Origin of the sequence: Lawsonella clevelandensis (genome assembly GCF_001293125.1) — a bacterium.
GTDB classification, from domain to species: Bacteria; Actinomycetota; Actinomycetes; order Mycobacteriales; family Mycobacteriaceae; genus Lawsonella; species Lawsonella clevelandensis.
This window is the reverse complement of the sequence record NZ_CP009312.1, coordinates 1,088,723-1,109,710: the sequence shown is the minus strand read 5'-3', so window position 1 is coordinate 1,109,710 and position 20,988 is coordinate 1,088,723. Positions and strand designations below refer to the sequence as shown.

Genomic DNA, 20,988 nt, shown 5'->3' with positions numbered 1-20,988 from the left:
GAGTGCTTCTGCTCCTCACCGTAGTGAGATTCACTCTCCCTTAAGGCTTTATTAAGAATGATCTATATCACCTATGCGGCATATTGATGAAGCGGTACCGGAGTGGTATCGCTGGCCGAGCACACAATCGGCGTCGTCTTGCCCGCCAGGAAATCCTGCACGACTTGCAAGAACACAATATTGAGGGTGATGCTCACATGGTCTGCCTTGACATTCGGGCAGAGGTCTTGCAGCAGGTAGTTCTGCACGTTAGGGCCAGCCGGGAGGAACTGGCTTTGCCAGGGGGTGACGGTAGTGTCGCCGTTGGTTACAAGCACCGCATACTGTACGTCGGGGCGAGTAAGGCTGGGAGTGGACACCTCACGGATGAAATCCGAGTCCGGCAGGAGGTCCTTGATGCCGGGGTGGCCGCTCTTGACGACAGCGTCAACGGCGAAGCGTCCACGGGCAGTCTTTTGGTTGAATTTGCCGCCCATGTCGGTGCCGCGGGTGGCGGGAGCGAGAGCGAAGAACTTACCGACATACTGGTCTCCACCCATCTTATTGATATACCAGTAGGGCATGAGGCCGCCGGCGGAATGGCCGACGATGTCGACCTTTTCGGCACCGGTGGCAGCGCGGACTTTGCCAACGACGGCAGCTAGTTCCTTGGCTCCTTCCCGCAGGTCAGTGTAGCCGTATCCGGGGGTGAGGGGTACGGCACCCCAGTTGAGGGAAAACACACAGAATCCGGCGGCTTTGAGGCTGGGAGCGAGTTCTCCGTAATTGTAGAAGTTTCCGCCACTGAATCCGTGCAGGAGGATAACGGGGTTGGGGTGGGTGGTGCTAGGTTTACAGTCCCAATGGTTGGCCCCCCAGGGGATGAAATCTCCGTGGCTGTCCATGCGGCCGACGTCGGCGGCAGAGAGGTCCCCGGCATGGTAGGTATCCAGTGCAGGGAAGGTGGTGGAGACAGTGTTGGCGAGGGAGCTGGATGTCCCTGGTGCGGGGGCGGGTGCCGCGCTGGCCAGTCCAGCGCTGGTGATGAACAGGCTGGCGGTAGCGAAGAGGCCAAGTGTCGTGCGGAACAGTGTGTTGCGCGTCATGGACAGACAGCTTTCGTCATGAGTAGGTGTGATTCCATCACCATTATAGTATGTAAGTGTCTACTAGTATTACTCCATTCATATTCTGTAAATTGACAGTATTTTTTGCCTCTGATCCCATCTGTATCGACGCATACTAGGAGGAAACTACAAAGTGAACCGCAGGGCAGCGCATCTCCCCTAAGATGACGCCGCCCTGCGGCCCGTTTTCACTACTTCACTGTTGAGTTGTTGTACCGATCAACTTCTCTAGTTGCCCCCTTTCGGGGACGTTTTCACCCAACTTCTCCTACCCAAGGATTGTGCGAACCAGGGGCAGCAGTGGTGGGGCGTCTTTTAACGCAGCGGATCGTCCGCTTCGTAACGTGCACGCAGGGACACAGGGCCATCCTGCAGCTTGCACGGGTTCAGAATGCCAGCCGGGTCGTAGAACTTCTTGGCGTAGCGGAGGAACTCAATCCACATATCGCCATTCTCGACCAGCAGGCCGGGAGCGTGATCCTGGCCCACACCATGGTGGTGAGTACAGGTACCGGCGTACTTCTCCATGGCGTTGGTGGCGGCGTCCTTGACGTCGGCCCACTGCTGAAGCTCTTCGCCCTTCTTCTCCTTCATAAAGTAGGTGAAGTAGAGGGAGCAGCCGGATTGGTACAGGTGGGACACGTGGCAGAAGAGGTACAGCGGGGTGCCGTGCTTCTCTCCAGCGGCTTCCATGTCTTCCACGATGTGATCATGGAGGTTCATGGCGTTATCCCAGGTGGTGCAGGTTTCCAGGGTGTCGACGGCGATGTCGGAGGTCATCATGACGTCACGCAGGTAGGGGCTGGTGAAGCGTTCCTTAATCCACATCATGCCGGCGGTCGGGCCGAGGCGCACGCCACCCTTACCAGTGAGCTTCATAGCGAAAGCTTCACGGTCGGAGCGGGCCTTCAGCTTATTGCCGCCGAAGGCGAACACTGCCATACAGGGGGTGGACTGGCCACGCAGGGACAGGTAGCGGCTGAGGGTCTTGCCCAGGTTGCCGCCGCCCAGCTGCTTGATGCCGAAGTCGGTTTCCTTCTCGTTGGAGAGGCGAGCGAGGTGCGGCATGTCGCCGTTCTGCTCGAGTTCACGGAAGACCTCGATGCCTTCGGCGAAGGACGGGAAGAAGTAGCTGTCGAAGACCATGGTCTCGGGCTTCTTGTGGATCTGCACGGTGACCTCGGTGATGATGCCGAAGACGCCTTCGGAGCCGAGGAAGAGCTGGCGCGGGTCGGGGCCGGCAGCAGTGGAGGGCACGGTGCGGATGTCCATGGGGCCGCGCGGGGTGACGACGCGGAGACCGACAATGTTCTTGTCGATGCGGCCGTAGCCGGAGGATTCCTGGCCGGCGGAGCGGCAGGAGGCCCAGCCACCGATGGTCGAGAATTCGAAGGACTGCGGGAAGTGGCCGACGGTGACGCCCCACTTGCCGAGTTCAGCTTCCAGATCCGGACCAAAAACACCGGGTTGGACGGTCACGGTCATGGCCTTGGTGTCGATCTCCACGATCTTGTTGAAGCGGAGCATGGAGATGGAAATAGCCTTCTCGAACTTGCCGCGCATGGCTTCCACGCCACCGGCAACGGAGGTGCCGCCACCGAAGGGGATGACGGCGATGCCGCGCTCCGCGCAGACCTCGAAGAGCTTTGCGATGTCGTCTTCAGAGCCGGGGTAGACGATGGCGTCCGGGGCACCTTCACACTTGCCGAGGCGCAGGCGGAGGAGGTCCGGGTAGCTGCGGCCGTAGGTGTGCATGACGCGGGTGTAGTGGTCATCCTTGAAGAACTCGTCACCCACGACTGCCTTGAGGGCAGCGATGTCGTCGGCATCGAGCTTGGAGGGATTAACCTTCACATCCTCCAGATTAATGGGGGGATTGTGGACGTCTTCCATGCCGCAGACGTTCTTCAGAATTTCCGTGGCGCCCGGCTTGATGGGCTTGTCGTGTCCGTCGACGCCCCAGCCCCACCAGCGCATACGGGGCTTGATGTCTTCCTGAATACCCATGGAAGAGGGTCCTTTCAGTAGAGGTGTGGATGCTTTTGTTGAGAGAAACGAAGGCGTTACACTTTTAGATGATCTGTAACTAGTTTTCAGTGTAGCGTGCAAACGCAAAAATGCCTAGACAAAAGTGACACTTTTTTAAGATGTGTTAAAAACAGCAGCTCAGAACACAAAAATAGTGCAGACCACTTGCCACACCGACCCACAACCGCCAGCCCAAAACACACCAACACACCACCCCCAACCCACCCCACACACAAAGAACCCCCCAGCGCGCCACCCCCAACAAGGGCACACACTAAGGGGCTCTTCAAACAAACCTAACAGCTAGTCCCGCGGACAGTGCCGGCTCATCCCTCCGGACCATCCTGCGGCTAGTCCTGCGGGATTAACTTCCCCGGGTTCATAATGCCGGCCGGGTCCAGCGCATCCTTCACGGACTGCAGTACGGTCACGCCCAGGTCGCCGATCTCCCAGCGCATGCCGGACAGGTGGTCAGTGCCCACTGCGTGGTGGTGCGACACCGTGCCACCCACCTCTTCAATGGCATCCAGCAGACCCTGCTTAGCATCGAAGTACTGGGCCACCGGATCCTCATCCTGCTTCGCCACAAAGGTGAAGTAGAGGCTGGCGCCAGCGTGGCACACGTGCGAAATGTGGCACATGACGAGGGCTGGCTTGCCGCCCTTGGTCAGGCGCGCCACCATCTTCTCCGTCACCTTGGCCTTCAAATTGATGAGGTTCGACCAGTCGGTGGCGGTCTCGCAGGTGTCGGAGAGAATCTCGTTGACAATCAGCGAGTCGCGCAGACTGGGGGCGTTGAAACGGTTCTTCTCCCACTCCTCCGCCGGGCCGGCACCCAGGGAGGTGGCTCCGTTCGCCAGCATAATGTTGCGGGTTTCCTCATGGGCGAGGCGGGCGTGTTCCTCGGTGCCCTCGTACATAGTGATAGCCAGGCAGCCACCCACCTTCTCGTCGGAACCGAGGTCGTCGACGGTGGCCAGGTTCATGGCGGATTCAATCTCGTCAGACAGACGCAGCACCGTCACCCCAGTACCAGCCTGGGTGACCTTACGGAGGGCTTCCGCACCGGTAGCGAAGTCCGGAAAGACGAAGGCTTCGTGGCGGACAGTTTCCCGCACCGGGTGGATGTTGACGGTGACTTCACTGATGATGCCGAAGGTGCCCTCCGAGCCGATGATGAGCTGGCGCAGATCCGGGCCGGCAGCGGAGAAGGGAGCTTTGGAAGATTCCCAAATGCCCTGCGGGGTGACCATGCGGATGTGGCGCACCATCTGGTCGAATGGGCCGTAGCCGGCGGAGCTTTGGCCGGAGGAGCGGGTGGCGGCGTAACCACCGAGTACCGCGTAGGGGAAGGACTGGGGCAGGTGTCCGATCTGGTAGCCCTTCTCGTGAAGCAGTTTTTCAGCCTCTGGGCCGGGGATTCCGGCACCGAAGGTGGCGGTCATGGACTGCTCGTCGATGCTGATGAGCTGGTTGATGCGGGCCATGTCGACGCTGATGACGGAGCTAAACTTTCCGCGCAGCGGTCGGAGGCCGCCCACAACGCTGGTGCCGCCAGAGAAGGGCACCACAGCGATGCCTTCCTGGGAACAGTACTGCAGGATGGCTAGCAGTTCGTCCTCGTTGGCAGGGGCGACCACGGCGTCGGGTGCGGGGACAGTCTTGCCGCTGGCGAAAAAGAGTTGGTCAGCGGAGGACTTACCAGCAGCACGGCGGAGGCGCTGCTCGTGCTCGGTGCTGACGTACTCCTCACCAACAATCTTGGCGAGGCCAGCCCGGTGTTCCGCGGAGATGCGGGACTCTTCCAGCTTCACCTGGGAGCTGTCGAGGTTGGGAGTGACGTCGCCGCTGATGCCGAAAACACTCATGAGGAGTTTCTTTATGTCCTCGCTGAGGGGCTTGGCTTCTTCAGGAACTCCCCACAGGTTGTAGTACATGGGGGGAAGGGGGACTTTGGACATGTTTTCTGTAGCAGTCATATCTTCAGGCTAGTAGCGGAGCCTGAAGGTTGGGAGAAAACGAGGGGAAAACTAGTCGTCTTCCGGCAGCTGGTGGTAGAGAGACTGCTCGATGGTGCGGTACTGGAAGAAGAACCCGTGGTTGGGCAGATCTTGCAGCTTGCGCGGTTGGGCACGCTGGTCGGACATGGCCAGCTGGCGGGCTCCCTGGTGCCCCACCATGGTGGAGGCGATGGCGGGGATGATGAGTCCCGTGGGTCGGTCCAGCACTATGCCCAGCGCCTTGGTGAAGTGCGAGTTGGTACAGGGCTCTGGGCTAGTGGCATTGATGGGTCCCTCGATTTTGTCGCAGGTGAGCATCATGGCGTAGATGCGGGTGAGGTCATCAATGTCGATCCAGGACATCCACCGCTTCCCCATACCGATGAGGCCACCGCCACCCCAGTTGAAGATATCGACGAGGAGTGGCAACACACCGCCGTCACGGGACAGCACAATGCCGGTGCGCACGTTGACGACGCGCTTCCCGGCGGCGCGGGCCGGCTGGCAGGCGCCTTCCCACTTTTGGACGACGTCGGCGAAGAACCCATCACCTGGGGCAGAGACTTCGGTGAGGACTTCAGCGCCGCGACTATCGCCGTAGATGCTGATGGCGCTGGCACAGATGAAAGTGTGGACGGTCTCGGACTGGGCGACGAGTTCCGCTAGCTTGCGGGTGGGGATGACGCGCGAGTCGCGGATACGACGCTTCTTGTCCTGGGTCCAAATACCTTCTGTACTTTCGCCGGCAAGGTGGATGAGGGCGTCGACGCCGTTGAGGATGCCAGGGTTGGGGTTGGTGGGGTTCCAGGTGCGGTCGTCGAGGCCACGGGCACCCTCGCGGAGCAGGCGGATGACGTGATAGCCCTCTTTGCGGAGCTCTTCGCAGAGGGCCTTGCCGACGAGGCCAGTGGAGCCGGTGACGGCTACCGTGTGGACTTTGGCGGCGCTGCAGGAATTCGCGCCGCTAGCGTGTGCGGAGGCGTTGGCGTGAATAGTGGTGTCTGCGGGTTCCATGCTTCTAAGGCTACCCGTATTGAACGCGGGTGGCTCGTGGTTTTTCGGTATTCACTGAGGCTTTACACATTTGCCAAACATTCGCCCACTGCCGCCAAAAGGGGTAGTGTTGGGCGATTTCTCGGCTGCTAAGAAAAATGCAGGCGGGACTGATCGAAGAACATCACCTCGTGTAATGTCCCTATGCAAAACTCGCCCACAGCTACGGCAACTTCCTCCGGCGTTGCTTGCGACAGCGCCTCCTCGACCAGTGCGATAGCCTGTGTACACGGCTCCACAAACCCGTCACCAGAGTAGAGCATGATCCATTCCTCATAGGGGTGTTGTTCCCCCGGGTGGTCTGCCGTCCACGCCCGGTAGGCGGGCAGCAACCGCAGCGCCACCTCCGGGTAGGTCCAGAAGCAGGGCAGCATGGCGGTAGCACCGACGGCGTAGGGCTGAGTAGCGCACGCGTCGCGCAGAAATGCCTGGTATGCGAGGTTGCTGGGGGACGGGGAGCCCTGTTCTTCGACGGCGTTGCCACCCTCCAGTTCGCTGTTGTGGGAGTCCACTTCGCCTTCGGAGAGGGCGGCGGCGTCGTTCCAGAACGCGGCGGTGGTGGCGTCGGGGGCGCTGCGCCCAAGCGAGCGGAGACCGTTGATGTAGGTCTCCAGATAGTGGTTATCCTGCTGCAGGTAGTAGTGGTATTCGGGGGCTGCGAGGGTGCCGTCACCCAACTGCGTGACGAACGGGGTAGCCATAATGTCCCGGAAGAACGGCAGGGCGGCCTCCCACAGCTGTTGGGTGTGTGGGCCGGCGACGGCGACCAGTGGCTGGTCAGTCTGCTGAGGTGGGTAGTCGGTGGGGGTGGCGGGTAGCTGGAACATGCGGTCCTCCAAAGATGAGTGAGGTTAGTGCGCTCTGCTGTGGGGCTGCTGTCTCATGCTGGCAGTTTAGCCGAAGTCGTAGCGGGCTTTCAGCGCTTCAAACTCAGCGTCCCATCCGGGTCGGTCGTAGCTGAGGGTGCGGCCGTCCGGCAATTCTTGGCGGGCCCCTTCCGCGCGAGCTTGTTGGAGTCGGTAGGAGCCCACGCCTTTACACTGCAGCAACTCCACAATGGCGGGAAGATCAGTGATGGCAACAGAGTCCGGGTGGAGGGTAGTGCGGGCCTGTACCTCGATGCCGGCGTCCAGCAGCATGTCGAGGGATTCCATGGCGTGGCGGGAACCGACCGTGCCAATGCTGCTCCGCACATCGGTGGCAATGATGCTGCCATAGTGGGTGGGAGCGGCTTTGATATCGAAGCCCACCCAATCGATAAGGGGGAGCAGGGGCCGCAGCAGGGTGGGGTAGGCGCCCATAGTGTGGAGTCCCACCTGGAAGCCCAGGGTGTGGGCGCGTTCCATAGCGTCCATGAGGCCACGCTGGCGGGTGGGTTCGCCTCCGGTGAAGACGACGCCGTCGAGGAGCCCTTGGCGGCGCTGTAGGAAAGTTTCCACATCTGCCCAGGCCATAATGCCGGAGGTGCGGCAGTCGATGAGGTCTGGGTTGTGGCAATAGATGCAGTTCCAGGGGCAGCCCTGCAGGAAGATAGTGGAGACCATGCGGCCGGGCCAGTCCACGGTGGAGAGGCGGACGAGGCCGGCGACGGTGAGGCTGTCGGCGGAGGCGAGTTGGCGGCGGGTGAGGTACACACGGGTGGGGGTGGTGGCTGTGGCCATCGGATGCCTCCTTCGTGGTGCTGGGCTAGGTGTTTAGCTTAGCGCTGCAAAGGTGCTCGGAGTGGGGAATGTAGTGGAATAGTTAAATGATACCTACTACATATTGTGGTGTTATGGGCGTTTAGGGAGGTCGCCTATTCCCTCGTGCATAGCTCTTGTGGTGAGCTAACTCACAGAATCTCGTAGTGGCGTGGGCGTGTTACTGCGCGCCACTCCCCGACCCCTCGGCCTCACCCCTTGCCTGCCCTCACCCTTACCCTTCGCCTACACTCCCCGCCCTTATATAGACTCCCCCACTCCCTACATACACGTTGTGAAACAACCTTCAAGAATCGTCACCCCACCATTAAAATTCCAAAGTTGCCATATTTAATACTCGCTAAGAGTGAATAGAGAGGTTTGTATCCTGCACTTTTTCCTTGATTACCTCGAATTTAAAATTTCGTAAGAAACCTAACCATTTCTGTGAACTAGGCCACTAACGTCAATAGCTGTGATGCACGGTACGCACCGCTCATCCCAAAGCAACAGGTCAAGCGTTACACGTGAATCGTCCGCTAGGTTTCACACCGCTGACCCTTTCCCTATCTTTTCAAGGAATGGTTCGACAATGGTCTCATCCCTCATCAAGAAAATTGGCAACACCCTATCCCTCAACAAGGGAACCAAGATCTCCGGACAAACCGTCCTTATCACCGGTGGCACCAGCGGTATGGGCCTCATCATGGCCAAAGAATGTGCAAAACGCGGCGCCAGCGCCATCATCATCTGGGACATCGCCCGCCTAGACGAAACCGTCGCCACCCTTGAAGGGCTCGGCATCAAAGCCGGCGGCTACAAAGTCAACGTCGCCGACGTCGAGAACGTCAACGCCCAAGCCGAACAAACCCTCAAGGACTTCGGCAAAGTCGACATCCTCATCCAATGCGCCGGCGTGGTCTCCGGCAAGAGCCTCCTCGAACTCACCGACGAACAAATCGACCGCTCCCTCGACATTAACCTTCGCGGCGTGTTCAGCGTCACCCGCGCCTTCCTCGGCCAGATGAAGTCCCGCAACCACGGACACATCGCCGTCATCTCCTCCGCCGCCGGCACCGTCGGCCCCGCCAACATGACCGACTACTGCGCCACCAAGTGGGGCGTCCGCGGCATGCTGGAATCCCTCCGCAACGAGCTCGCCAAGGAACACTCCGCCGTCCAAATCCTCACCATCTACCCGTTCTACGTCAACACCGGCATGTTCGAAGGTGCCAAGACCAAGGTCCCGCTGCTCTTCCCCATCCTGGACCAGTACAAGGTATCCATGAAGATCCTGGACGCCATCGAAGCTGGCCAGCCGGAACTCTTCATCCCGAAGCTCGTGCAGTACGCCACCAGCCTGGTGCGCGTCCTGCCGACCCACTGGTATGACATCGTCAGCACCTGGCTGGGCATCAACGCCTCCATGGATGACTTCGTCGGCCGCCAGAGCCAAAAGAAGTAAGCCTGGCGCTACTATTACGCGGCTTATCAAGCTGCTCTCAAGATGTCTCGCCCGGCGGCATGTGGAACCTCGGCCACACTGTCGCCGGGCGAGTGCGTCTCTGCGTCTGTGTGTACTGCGTTAATGTGTGCTGCGGTTTCAACGCACCGCTTCTTAGGTGTACTGCGTCTTAGATGTGCCGCGCGCGGCTAGCTTTCGTTGTGCGGCAGCAGCATCGTCACCGTAAGGATCGAATCCTCGTGTGCCTCCACGGAATGCCGCAGCATCGGCGTGAGATGGATGATGCGCCCCGGCACCAATTCCACATCCTCCCCCTTCACATGGAAGGTGACGCGTCCCTTCAACACCTGAATGAGGACGGGGTGACGGGCAGCGTGTTCCTGGAGGGTTTGGCCAGCGGCAAAGGCAAATCCCACGACCTTGCCGCTACTGGTGTTAAGCACCTTGAAGGTGCGGGGCCGGGTGGGGAAAGGCTGCACGTCGGGCTGGAATTGCTCGCCAAGGGTATAGGTGCCGTTATCGGAGCCCGCATCGGGGTGGTCGGCGTCGAGCGGGGTGACGCCTTCGGGGAACTTTTGGGGAGCGTTGCCTGCGGCACTATTGACTGCAGCGTTGCTGGAGGATGCTGCGGTGCCAGGGGTGTCGTCGGCGGGAGCGAGGTTGGCGGGGGTGAGGTTGGCGGGGGTGAGGTGAGGTGTCGTCATATCCAGTGCAACATGGGAGAATCCGTCACCTTTCCCAGAAATGAGATTTTGTGGTGAAGGTCTCATTTGTACTGGTCTGCGCCCAATATAATTCGTCAGTTTAGTTAGGTTAGGCTAACCTAATTAGTACCGGTTGGAGAAAGACCCACGAGCTCCCCTTCCCCCGCGAAGCACCGCCCGCTGGACGCTCTGCCGACATCACCCCCAACCCACAAGGAAGCCCCATGAGCACCCTAAACGACATCCTCACCGAGGGTGGCATCACCAACCCGAAAGTCCACGAATTCGTTGAAGAGTGGGCCGCTATCACCACGCCCGCCAAGGTAGAAGTCATCTCCGCCGCAGACGACGACCGCCTTCTCGCCGAGGCCCTCGCCGACGGCGAAATCTTCGATGCCGGCAAAGACCTCTACTACTCGCGCAGCTACTACAAGGACACCGCCCGCTCCGAAGAACGCACCGTCGTCGCCACCCACAACGAAACAGATAAGGGCGCCTACAACAACTGGCGGGACGCCGCCGAGATCACCGAACGCCAGAAGAAGTACATGGCCGGAGCCTCCGCAGGCAAGACCATGTACGTGGTGCCCTACCTCATGTCCCCCGCCGGCAACCCCCTGGAAGCCTGGGCACGCGGCGTCGAACTCACTGACTCCCGCACCGTCGCCATCCACATGATTCGCATGGCTCGCGTCGACGCCGACTACGTCAACGACCTCGACGACGACAACCAGTTCGTCCACGCCGTGCATGTCACCGGCGACCTCCCCAACCTAGGCCAAGGTACCGAGGACGACGAGCGCCTCTTTGCCACCGTCGCCGACGAACGCACCATCCTCCACTACGGCTCCTCCTACGGCGGCAACGCCCTCCTCGGCAAGATCGCCCACGGCCTCCGCTTGGCCTGCTACGACGGCTGGGCCTCCGGCAAATTCCTGGCCGAACAGTTCATGCTCATCGGCATCCGCGACAAGGAAACCGGCCGCACCTACCACATCTGCGGCGGCTTCCCCTCCGCCTCCGGCAAGACCAACCTGGCCATGATGCTCGCCCCCGACGCCCTGGGCGACCGCTTCACCGTCGACTTCTACGGTGACGACATTGTCTGGCTGTGGGTCAACCCAGAGGACGGCAAACTCTACGGCATGAACCCCGAGTACGGCGCCTTCGGTGTCGCCAAGGACACCAACCAGACCACCAACCCCACCGCCGTCGCCGCCATCGCCGAGGGCACCAAGACCCTCTTCACCAACGTCGCCTACAACCCCATGACCAAGGACGTCTGGTTCGAGGGCAAGACTCCCGACTACCCGGAGGACGTCACCGGCTGGCTCGACTGGAAGGGCAACCCCATCGCCGACCGCCCGGTGGAACACCAGCGCTCCGGCAAGCCCGGCGACGAATGGGCCCACCCCAACAGCCGCTTCACCACCACCCTGGCGAACGTCCCCAATGTTGCCGGCGACTTTGAAGACCCGGCCGGTGTGCCCATCGACGCCATCATCTTCGGTGGCCGCTGCCGCGACCGCGAGCCGCTCATTCGCGCCTTCACTGACCTGGCCGAGGGAGTCTACGACGGCCTCACCCTTGGTGCGGAAGCTACCTTCGCCGCAGAGGGCAAGGAGGGCCAGCTGCGCTACGACCCCATGTCCATGCGCCCCTTCATGGCCTACCCCGAGGGCGACTACGCCCAACACTGGCTGAACATCCTGGGCGAGGTACAGGATATGCCGATCTTCGCCCACGTCAACTGGTTCCAGCGGGATAAGGAAGACGGCCACTACCTGTGGCCGGGCTACCGAGACAACCTGCGCGCTCTGTTGTGGCTGATGGACCTGAAGGACGGCCGTGTAGAGGGTGTGGAGTCCCCCGTCGGCACCATTCCCGCCAAGGATGAGCTGCTGCTGGACGGCCTCGACATCGCCGAAAAGGATCTGGATACCGTGCTCTCTATTGACCTGCCGCGCTGGCAGCAGGAGATGGAGCTGCGCAAGGAACACCTAGAGTCCCTGCCGAATATGCCGCAGGAAATTTGGGATGCTCACAATGCGGTGGCAGCCCGCATCGATGACGCTGCCAAGTAAAGACGCCCCCAGTGGCAGGCTCTGCCCTGCCAGCGGCGGACCCGATGTCACCCGCCGTGGCTCATCTGTCCCCTACAAGTAACACCTGTGGTAAGGGAACAGCACCATCCCACGTTGGTCTGTTCCCCCACCGCGAGTGAGATTGGACAGAAGAAGACCCGCCTCCGAGTTGTTCATTCGGGGCGGGTCTTCTTTTATGGTCACTCCGGGAGATTCTCCAACGATCTCTCTCCGGTGTGTTCACCAAGGAAGTGCGACTACCGATGCCGGGGTGTGTGGGACAGGAACGTTCCCACACTAGAGCGGAACCCACACGCTGGGACACCCGCGGGGAAGGGACCACAGTGGGGTGCCCTCAGCGTTATGAAGGTGGCATCGACGACGTGGCGCTCGCGAGTTGCCGTGTGCTAGGCAGCCAGGCCGTAATCGCTCGGTCGTGCTGGGCTGGCGGCTAGTGACATGGCTGCCTGAGCACGGAGTGCTACAGGAGCACCCTTCTTTCCTTTCTTGGCGTTCTTCTTCGCGTGGGAAGAAGCTTGTGCGGACGTGTTGGCAGCCTTCTTGCCAGCGGCTTTCTTTGTACTCTTGGTACTCTTGGCACCCTTGGCGTTCTTGTTGGCAGCCTTCTTGCCCTTGTTCTTGTTTTTACCCTTGGCCTTGGACTTGTCCTGACCTGCGGCTGCGGCTTCTTCCTTCTGCTTCTTTGTCTGGTTGACGGCTTCGTACTGCGGTCCGCGGTTGGTGTTACCGGAGACGGCGTAGATGAACATTCCGAAGAGGAACACAGCCAGCGCTGCCAGCATCCACGGCAGAGTTGCCAGCGGGATGGTGATAAGGGCGATGGGTCCGATGATAGCCAGGCTGATGATGAAGGCGAAGAGCCAGATTGCAGCAGTGAGGAGGAACAGGCCGGCGATGAACAGCCACGGAGCAAGGATCATCATGAGGCCGAAGAACACACCCACCAACAGGAGCCCGGAGGCCATCAGCACGATGATGCCGAAGACCACGAGGGCAACACCCAGGAGGCGGGCCACCACGGCGAGGGCGGCGAGCACAATCGGGGTGAAGTTGAGGGGGATGGGGATGATCGGCAGGGTAAACACGAAGGACAACCCTGCGAACAGATCGACCACACCGGCGGCGAGCAGGGCGCCGAAGACGATCATGGAGATACCTGCGCCCACTGCCAACAGCCAGGTTGTGCCGGACAGGATGACCAGCGCAATGCCGTTAAGGAAGGCGACGGGTAGGGCCACGATGCCGAAGAATACTGCTCCGGTGAGCAGCAGTGCGGTGACCGGCAGGACTAGAGAAAAGGCGATAAAGACAGCAGCTGCCAGACCGGTGATGGGTCCGAGGACGAGGCCGGTAAGGGCGACGAAGATGGAGGTGGTCCGGAGGATGCGGTAGTAATCGTTCTTCCAGTAGCGGCTGTGACGCATGCCTTCGATGATGTCGTAGACCATTTCACCCAGGACGGGGACGCGGGATGCGGATTCTGCGACGACCGCCCACATTCCGTCAATGTCCTCGCCGAGGTTCTTGATGAACTCGGGTGCGCTGGTGAGAGGAGTGTTGTCCTCTTTTGCCTGGGCAGCACGCTTGGTGGTGCGCTTCTTGCTCTTGGTGTTCTTGTCCTTGTCGTTGTCCTTGCGAGTGTAGACGAGGCCGGTAAGGGCGTCGAGCTGTCCGTGTAGAGCAGTTGAGACAGCGGTGGTGATGCTGCCCTGGGCTCCGTGGGCGAGGACGTCCCGGCCGACGAGAAGCAGGCTGGACTGAAGGAAGGAGAGGGTGTCTTGGCTGGAGGGTACACGACTGGCGGGCTGAGCCGGGGTATCGAGCTGCACGCGTGCATCCCGTCCGAGGCTGGATGCAAGCGCGCTGCCGAGGTTGTTCGGTGCAGTCACCTGTACGTCACTGGTGGCGACGATGTCGTGTGCACTGCTGGAGAGAGACGGGGTAGGTGCGTCAGCCGCTTGGGCGGCTCCTACTCCCAGTCCACAGGCCAGTGCCAAGAAACTGGCCGCAACTCCCAAAGCATGTTTCAACATATCATTGCAATTCTGACTAGTTGACTTATGTTTAGTGGTCACACCACATGTTCTGGTGGTGCTAGAAAAGACAGTACGAGGACACTTGTCCAAAAGCTAGTTGATTTCCTAAATTTTTTTAAGGTTAAGAGAGATATTTTTGGTCTCCGTACTCTGTCCAGCATGTTTTTTATTTTCGCAGTCATTAAAAAGCACTCTGTAGAGGGGTTTTTGTTGCCATTATTTATTTTTATCTCCGCTTCGACTTGCACTCATTCATTTATTAGGTTTATACTGGTTTTGCACAAGACAAAGGGCGCTTTCCTGCTGCGGGAAAGCGCCCTTTCACTATTTCATGGAAAGTGTGATGGGTATCTCACCATACAAATTGTAGGGATTCCCTAGTGTCTACAGTGTAGACAGCCTTTTTTGAGGACAATATACACAATTTATTTAGAGATATATACAAAAACGCCCCGGTAATAGTACCGGGGCGTTAGTTCTTCATACAGCTCACAGAGGCGCTCTGGACACCTCACCCCTAACCACGCGGATCAAGCAACCCCGACCCCTCAGGCACACTAGCCGGATCGCAGCCCTCCTCCAGAATCTGGTTCTTCTCATCCACAAAAATCACCTTCGGCTGGTAACTCCGCGCTTCCGCCTCCTCCATCAACCCATAACCAATAAGGATCACCATGTCCCCCGGGTGAATAAGGTGGGCGGCGGCACCATTAATGGAGATCATGCCGGAACCCCGCTCTCCCGCAATGCAGTAGGTGGAGAGGCGGTTGCCGTTAGTGACATCAACGATATCCACCTTTTCGCCTTCCCACAGGTCAGCGGCCTCCAGGAGGGCAACGTCAATCGTGCAGGAACCCACATAGTGCAGGTCCGCTTGAGTGACGGTGGCGCGGTGAATCTTCGATTTCAGCATGGTTCGGAACACAGTAGGCACATCCTTAGTAGTCCCAGGGTTGGAGCATCAGTCCCATGTTGTCGATCAGTCGGGTAGCGCCGATGCGGGCAGCCAACAGCAGGCGGGCCGCCACCGTGGCGTCGGCACAGCCGCCCAGTGGTTGCAGGCCGACGTCGCGAACCTCAACGTAGTCGACATCGATCTGCGGATACTGGGCAAGATAGGCGAGGGTGGCGCCCACCACCTCACGGGGCGAGGCTCCGTTATCGGCGGCGGAAACACCGGCGCGCAGGCTGGCGAAGAGCTGCTGGGCCAGCAGGTGTTCCTCGGCGGAAAGGTAGCGGTTGCGGGAGCTAAGGGCAAGGCCACTCTCCTCCCGGCGGATAGGGACGGGGTGCAGGGTAATTGGCAGGTTGAGGTCCTCCACCATCTGCTTGAGGAGGACGAGCTGCTGATAGTCCTTCTCCCCGAAGAACGCGTGGTGAGCACGGGAGATACCGAAGAGTTTGGCGCACACGGTGAGGGCACCGGCGAAGTGGCCGGGGCGGGTGGCGCCTTCTAGTTCGGCGGCGAGAGGGCCAGGGGTGACGGTGCTGCGGTACCCGTGCGGGTACATGTCGTGGGCGGTGGGGGCGAAGGCGACGTCTACGCCTTCGGCGGCGAGGAGGTCGAGGTCCGCAGAGAGAGTGCGGGGGTAGGAGTCGAGGTCTTCGGTAGGCCCAAATTGGAGGGGGTTGACAAAGATACTGACGATGACGGTAGCGTTGGGAACCTTTTTGGCAGCACGGACGAGCTGCATGTGTCCATCGTGGAGGGCACCCATGGTAGGGACAAGCGCGATGGATCGGCCGGCGGCGCGGAGCTGGTCGGCAAGGGTACTAAGGTCGCTAGGCGCGGTACATACTTGCAGGGACGTGTTGTCACTAGTCACCCCTTAATTATGGGCTTACCTTTGCGGAAAACCAATTGGTGAAGTATGCCCAGCCTGCCATCTTGGCCGGCTCGGCCGACGCTTTCCGTACAACAGGACAGTAGCGTGCCGGTGCCGGTTTGGGGCACGCCGGAGGGGAGTTGGGAATACGCCGGAGGCCGGTTTAGGGTACGCCGGTAGCGGGTTTAGGGCGGGCAGGAGGGGCGCCCAGCGTAGGGCAGGCGCTCCCTTAGGGCTCTTGCGTAGCGAGGAGAGTGCTCAGCTGGTCGAGGATGCGCATGGCGACGCCGCGTTTGGACATGCGGGGAATGCGTGTTTCGGCGCCTTCACGCCCCAACAGCCAGCCGGCGTTGGTGGGCTGGCCGAAGGTGGTGTCGAACCCCACTTCGTTGACCATGAGCAGGTGGCAGCCTTTGCGAGCGAATTTCTCACGACCCAGTTGGAGCACCGTATGGTCGGAGTCGCCGGTTTCGGCAGCAAAGCCGACGGTGGTGAGGTGGGGGTAGCGAGTAACAATGTCCGCCAGGATGTCGGGGTTGCGGGTGAGTGCGATGCTGCTGGGTTCGCTGCTGGTGCCCTTTTTGAGTTTGGTGTCTGCGGTGGTGGTGGGGCGGAAGTCGGCTACGGCAGCAGCCATGATGACGGCATCGACGGGGTGGGTGTCGAGGAGCGCGGTGAGGGTGTGGTGGAGGTGGAGGGCACTGGTGACGGGTTCTACGTGCACGCCGGCGGGAAGGTAGGGGAGGTCGTGAGCACCAAGGAGGAGAGTGACGTGGGCGCCGCGTTGGGCGGCGCAGGCGGCGAGGGCAGCGCCTTGTTGGCCGGAGGAGTTGTTGCCCAGGTAGCGGACTGGGTCGAGGGCTTCGCGGGTACCGCCGGCAGTCACGATGATGTAGCGTCCGGTGAGGTCGCGGGGCATCGCGGTTGCAGGTACAGACCGGGCGGTGGCCAGCTCCTGTTCTTCGAGGAGGGCGAGGGCCATGTCGGCAATCTCGTGAGGTTCGGGCAGGCGCCCGGCGCCGGAGTCGGGGCCCGTCAACCTACCCACTGCTGGCTCCATCACCGTGTAGCCATGGTCGCGGAGGGTGGCGACATTGCGCTGGACTAGGCTGTTTTCCCACATTTGGGTGTGCATAGCAGGAGCGAGCAGCACCGGGCAGGTGGCCATGAGGAGGGTGGTGGTGAGCATGTCGTTGGCGGCCCCAGCGGCGATGCGGGAGAGGAGGTCCGCGGTGGTGGGGGCGACAACCACTAGATCTGCGGCGGAGCCGACAGAGACGTGCCGCACCTGGGGGATGCCGGTGAAAACACTGGAGGTTGCGGGCTGGCCGGTGAGGGCTTCCAGGGTGGCGGTGCCGATGAAGCTTTCGGCTGCGGCGGTGGGGATGGCGGTGACGGTGTGCCCAGCTTTGGTGAACTCACGAATGACCATGCAGGCTTTGTAGGCCGCGATACCGCCGCCAACGCCCACCACAATGTTCTTCCCTGCTTGTGCCATAACGCTATTCTAGGCTGCTTACTACCCGGCTCCTGGGTTGTTGCGTATTTGTGGCGTCTCAGCTGGCCTTTTTGAGGGGAAGTGGCACACTTATAGGCATGCACACACGCGTTTTGGACCTTGCCCAATGGAAGCAGGATGGCCACAAGTGGGCCATGTTGACTGCCTACGACTACTCCACTGCCCGCGCTTTTGCGGCCGCCGACATTCCGGTGTTGTTGGTGGGGGATTCTGCCGCGAATGTGGTGTATGGCTACGACACCACCACCCGGGTGACGCTGGACGAGATGATTTTCTTGGCTCGCGGCGTGGTGCGGGGTGCCCCGCAGGCGCTGGTGGTGGCGGATTTGCCATTCGGCACCTATGAGGCGTCGGATGAGCAGGCTATTGCGTCTTCGGTGCAGATGATGCGCCAGTCGGGGGCGCAGATGGTGAAGATTGAGGGCGGCTTGCGGATGGCGGGCCGGATCCGCGCGCTGGTGAACGCGGGTATTCCGGTGATGGCCCATATTGGGTTTACGCCGCAGTCCGTGCATGCCCTGGGTGGGTTTAAGGTGCAGGGGCGGGGTGACGCTGCCGCACAGTTGTTGGCGGATGCGCATGCCGTGCAGGAGGCGGGGGCCAGCGCGGTGGTGTTGGAGATGGTGCCGGCGGAGGTGGCGAAGGAAGCCACGGAGACGTTGGCTATTCCGACAGTGGGAATTGGGGCTGGCCCGGATACGGACGCACAGGTGCTGGTGTGGCATGACGCTATGGCGGTGCCGCAGGGTGGCCGCCGCCCACGTTTTGTGAAGGTGTTTGCCGAGGTGGGGGCAGAGATGACGGCGGCTGCTCGCGCCTACCGGGAAGAGGTGGAGGCGGGCACGTTCCCGGCGGCGGAGCACTGCTTCGAGCGTTAAACAGCGTCAGAGTTCGACGCTCTGTTTGCGCGTCGATCGTGCCGATAGTTGCAATAGTTAAGCGGCCCAGCCCTGGTAGAAACCGGGACTGGGCCGCTTTGCTGTATGGGCTAGCGCGGGCGCTAGTTAGACGCGATCGTTGGCGGTGGCCATGCGGTCGCCGCTGAGGGAGGCGACAGCACGGGGTGCGGCCACTGCCGACTGGAGAGCGACGCCTTCCCGGAAGCTCTTGCGTTCCTTCTGCTCGGACTGCTTGCCCTTATTAAAGGACTTGACAGGACGGAAGTAGCCCATGACGCGGGTCCACACTTCGCATTCCACCGGCTCCCATTCGGCTTCCAGCTGCTCAGCGGTCTTCTTGACAGGCTTGCCGGCGGCTTCAGCGGCGCGGGCGGCGGCTACTTCGGAGTCGTGGTCGGCTTGGCACTTGGGGCAGTATTGGTGTTCGCCGGAGATGTAGCCGTACTTGGGGCTGATGGAGAAGGTGGGGGTGATGGTGATGTAGGGGATATGGAAGGCCGTCAAGCTGCGGCGGACGAGTTCGCGGCAGGTCTTGGCGTCGCTCACGCGTTCGCCCATGTAGAGGTGGAGGACGGTGCCGCCGGTGTACATGGATTGGAGGTCTTCTTGCTGTTCGAGAGCTTCGAAGGGGTCGTCGGTGTAGCCCACGGGGAGCATGGAGGAGTTGGTGTAGTAGGGGGCGTCTTCGAAGCCGGCTTGCAGGATGTCGGGGAAGCGTTTCTTGTCTTCGCGGGCGAAGCGGTAGCAGGCGCCTTCGGCGGGGGTGGCTTCGAGGTTGTAAAGGTGGCCAGTTTCTTCTTGGAATTCGACGAGGCGGGCGCGCACGTGGTCGAGGAGGAGGACGGCCATTTCGTGGCCAGCGGTGGTGGCGATGTCTTCTTTGTCCTCGGTGAAGTTTCGCACCATTTCGTTGATGCCGTTGACGCCGATGGTGGAGAAGTGGTTGTCGAGGCTGGCGAGGTAGCGCTTGGTGTAGGGGTAGAGGCCCCGGTCGATAAGTTCGTCGACTTTGACGCGTTTCTTTTCGAGGGTGTCTTTACCGAGGTCCATGAGTTCGTCGACGTGGGCGAGGAGGCCTTTCCAGTCACCCTTGTGCTGGTAGCCCAGGCGGGCGCAGTTGAGGGTGACGACGCCGATGGAGCCGGTTTGTTCGGCGGAGCCGAAGAGGCCGTTGCCGCGCTTGAGCAGTTCGCGGAGGTCAAGTTGGAGGCGGCAGCACATGGAGCGGATCATGCCGGGGTCGAGGTCGGAATTGATGAAGTTTTGGAAGTAGGGCAGGCCGTATTTGGCTGTCATCTCAAACAGCGGCTCCATGATGGGGGCTTCCCAGTCGAAGTCTTTGCCTATGTTGTAGGTGGGGATGGGGAAGGTGAAGACGCGGCCGTCAGCGTCACCTTCTGTCATGACCTCGATGAAGGCTTTGTTGATGAGGGTCATTTCCTCGTGGAGGTCGCCATAGGTGAAGTCGACGGGTTCGCCGCCGATGAAGGGAACCTGCTTGGCGAGGTCTTCGGGGCACTGGAGGTCGAAGGTGAGGTTGGTGAAGGGGGTTTGGGTGCCCCAGCGGCTGGGAACGTTGAGGTTGAAGATGAGTTCCTGCATCTGCTGCTTGACCTCGTCGAAGGAGAGGTTGTCGAGGCGGACGAAGGGGGCCATGTAGGTGTCGAAAGAGCTGAAGGCCTGCGCACCGGCCCACTCATTTTGGAGGGTTCCCAGGAAGTTGACGATTTGCCCGCAGGCGGTGGAGAAGTGCTTGGGAGGGAGGGAGGCGACGGTGCCGGGGACGCCGTTGAAACCTTCTTCGAGGAGCTGCCGGAGGGACCATCCGGCGCAGTAGCCGGCGAGCATGTCGAGGTCGTGGATGTGGATGGAGCCGTCGCGGTGGGCGGTGCCGGCTTCGGGGCTGAAGACGTTGCTGAGCCAGTAGTTGGCGACGACTTTACCGGAGGTGTTGAGCATCATGCCTCCCAGGGAGTAGTCCTGGTTGGCGTTGGCGTTGACGCGCCAGTCGCTGCGGTCGAGGTATTCGTCGATGGTGGAGGTGACGTCGACGATGGGCCTGGTGGTGGAGTCGGTGTTCGCCATGGTGGTGTCCTTTTGTGTCCTGCGGTGTGTCATCTTCTGTAGTCCCATACGGAAAGGTAATTAGGCTGCCCTTACCTTCCCTGGTGGGTGCGCATGTCTAAAGCTACTCGGAAGGTGTGACACGTTTGTGCAGCATCTTGGGGCACATAAAATTCATAGCCACTATATGTAGTTGCTATCTAGCGAGATTTGCAGGTTGTTCGGAATTATCAAGGACACTCATTGTGGTGAGATAAATCACAATCTCATTTTTCTTGTGGGCGTGTCGTATGACCATTTCGTGCCTCTTCTTCGATAAGGAAACTGTCGATCTCGCATCACTGAATCCTGCCGCCCAAGCTCCACTCGTAGCCGTTCAGTGGTCAGCCCAGCGTATTCACGTACTATCTTCTAAGAACATTTACGAAGACTCTCATCTAGACGAATGCCGTACTAGTACACTCGCAGCAATCGCTTACCCATCACCTCCTTACGGGTTAACTG

General features: G+C 60.5%; 15 protein-coding genes. 3 read left to right on the top strand and 12 right to left on the bottom strand.

Annotated elements, in window-relative coordinates:
• Positions 1-71: 71 nt before the first annotated feature.
• The 6 genes from IY73_RS04750 to IY73_RS04725 all read right to left on the bottom strand — a co-directional run bounded on the left by IY73_RS04750 (position 72) and on the right by IY73_RS04725 (position 7,848).
• Positions 72-1,085 carry an esterase/lipase family protein gene (locus IY73_RS04750; RefSeq protein ID WP_053978977.1) on the bottom strand — a complete coding sequence of 338 codons (1,014 nt, stop codon included), beginning with the start codon at positions 1,083-1,085 and terminating at the stop codon, positions 72-74.
• A gap of 336 nt (positions 1,086-1,421) precedes the next feature.
• The gene (locus tag IY73_RS04745) at positions 1,422-3,113 is read right to left on the bottom strand and encodes an FAD-binding oxidoreductase (RefSeq protein WP_053978976.1); all 1,692 of its coding nucleotides are present in this window, start codon (positions 3,111-3,113) and stop codon (positions 1,422-1,424) included.
• Positions 3,114-3,484: 371 nt separating this feature from the next.
• Complete coding sequence (locus IY73_RS04740) at positions 3,485-5,113, bottom strand: FAD-binding oxidoreductase (protein WP_053962086.1); 1,629 nt, start codon at positions 5,111-5,113, stop codon at positions 3,485-3,487.
• 51 nt (positions 5,114-5,164) lie between these two features.
• Entirely contained in the window at positions 5,165-6,148 is a 984-nt protein-coding gene (locus IY73_RS04735) for a TIGR01777 family oxidoreductase (protein WP_053962085.1), read from the bottom strand.
• A gap of 128 nt (positions 6,149-6,276) precedes the next feature.
• Positions 6,277-7,014 (bottom strand): TenA family protein, encoded by a 738-nt coding sequence (locus IY73_RS04730; protein WP_053962084.1) that lies wholly within the window; start codon positions 7,012-7,014, stop codon positions 6,277-6,279.
• A 66-nt stretch (positions 7,015-7,080) separates the two neighbouring features.
• On the bottom strand, positions 7,081-7,848 hold the full coding sequence (locus IY73_RS04725) for an anaerobic ribonucleoside-triphosphate reductase activating protein (protein WP_053962083.1): 768 nt from the start codon (positions 7,846-7,848) through the stop codon (positions 7,081-7,083).
• A 610-nt stretch (positions 7,849-8,458) separates the two neighbouring features.
• Here IY73_RS04725 and IY73_RS04720 point away from each other — a divergent pair.
• The gene (locus IY73_RS04720; protein WP_053978975.1) at positions 8,459-9,331 is read left to right on the top strand and encodes an SDR family oxidoreductase; all 873 of its coding nucleotides are present in this window, start codon (positions 8,459-8,461) and stop codon (positions 9,329-9,331) included.
• Between the two features lie 188 nt (positions 9,332-9,519).
• Here the strand turns inward: IY73_RS04720 and IY73_RS08165 are convergent, their stop codons facing one another.
• Positions 9,520-10,101: a cupin domain-containing protein gene (locus IY73_RS08165; protein ID WP_197736925.1), complete on the bottom strand. Its 582-nt coding sequence runs from the start codon at positions 10,099-10,101 to the stop codon at positions 9,520-9,522.
• Between the two features lie 158 nt (positions 10,102-10,259).
• On the opposite strand from IY73_RS08165, the gene IY73_RS04710 reads away from it, so the two are divergent.
• Complete coding sequence (locus IY73_RS04710; protein ID WP_053978974.1) at positions 10,260-12,119, top strand: phosphoenolpyruvate carboxykinase (GTP); 1,860 nt, start codon at positions 10,260-10,262, stop codon at positions 12,117-12,119.
• Between the two features lie 407 nt (positions 12,120-12,526).
• Here IY73_RS04710 and IY73_RS04705 read toward each other — a convergent pair whose 3' ends face one another.
• From IY73_RS04705 to coaBC, 4 genes are all read right to left on the bottom strand, one after another.
• The gene (locus tag IY73_RS04705; protein ID WP_053978973.1) at positions 12,527-14,173 is read right to left on the bottom strand and encodes a hypothetical protein; all 1,647 of its coding nucleotides are present in this window, start codon (positions 14,171-14,173) and stop codon (positions 12,527-12,529) included.
• Positions 14,174-14,693: 520 nt separating this feature from the next.
• Positions 14,694-15,101 carry an aspartate 1-decarboxylase gene (panD, locus tag IY73_RS04700; RefSeq protein WP_053978972.1) on the bottom strand — a complete coding sequence of 136 codons (408 nt, stop codon included), beginning with the start codon at positions 15,099-15,101 and terminating at the stop codon, positions 14,694-14,696.
• A 13-nt stretch (positions 15,102-15,114) separates the two neighbouring features.
• On the bottom strand, positions 15,115-16,002 hold the full coding sequence (gene panC / locus IY73_RS04695) for a pantoate--beta-alanine ligase (protein WP_053978971.1): 888 nt from the start codon (positions 16,000-16,002) through the stop codon (positions 15,115-15,117).
• A 229-nt stretch (positions 16,003-16,231) separates the two neighbouring features.
• On the bottom strand, positions 16,232-17,500 hold the full coding sequence (coaBC, locus tag IY73_RS04690) for a bifunctional phosphopantothenoylcysteine decarboxylase/phosphopantothenate--cysteine ligase CoaBC (RefSeq protein WP_053978970.1): 1,269 nt from the start codon (positions 17,498-17,500) through the stop codon (positions 16,232-16,234).
• Positions 17,501-17,598: 98 nt separating this feature from the next.
• Here coaBC and panB point away from each other — a divergent pair, with 98 nt between their 5' ends.
• Positions 17,599-18,399 carry a 3-methyl-2-oxobutanoate hydroxymethyltransferase gene (gene panB / locus IY73_RS04685; protein ID WP_053962075.1) on the top strand — a complete coding sequence of 267 codons (801 nt, stop codon included), beginning with the start codon at positions 17,599-17,601 and terminating at the stop codon, positions 18,397-18,399.
• Between the two features lie 126 nt (positions 18,400-18,525).
• Here panB and IY73_RS04680 read toward each other — a convergent pair whose 3' ends face one another.
• A complete protein-coding gene (locus IY73_RS04680) occupies positions 18,526-20,505 on the bottom strand; it encodes a ribonucleoside triphosphate reductase (RefSeq protein WP_197736924.1) in 1,980 nt (659 codons plus the stop codon).
• Between the last annotated feature and the right edge of the window lie 483 nt (positions 20,506-20,988).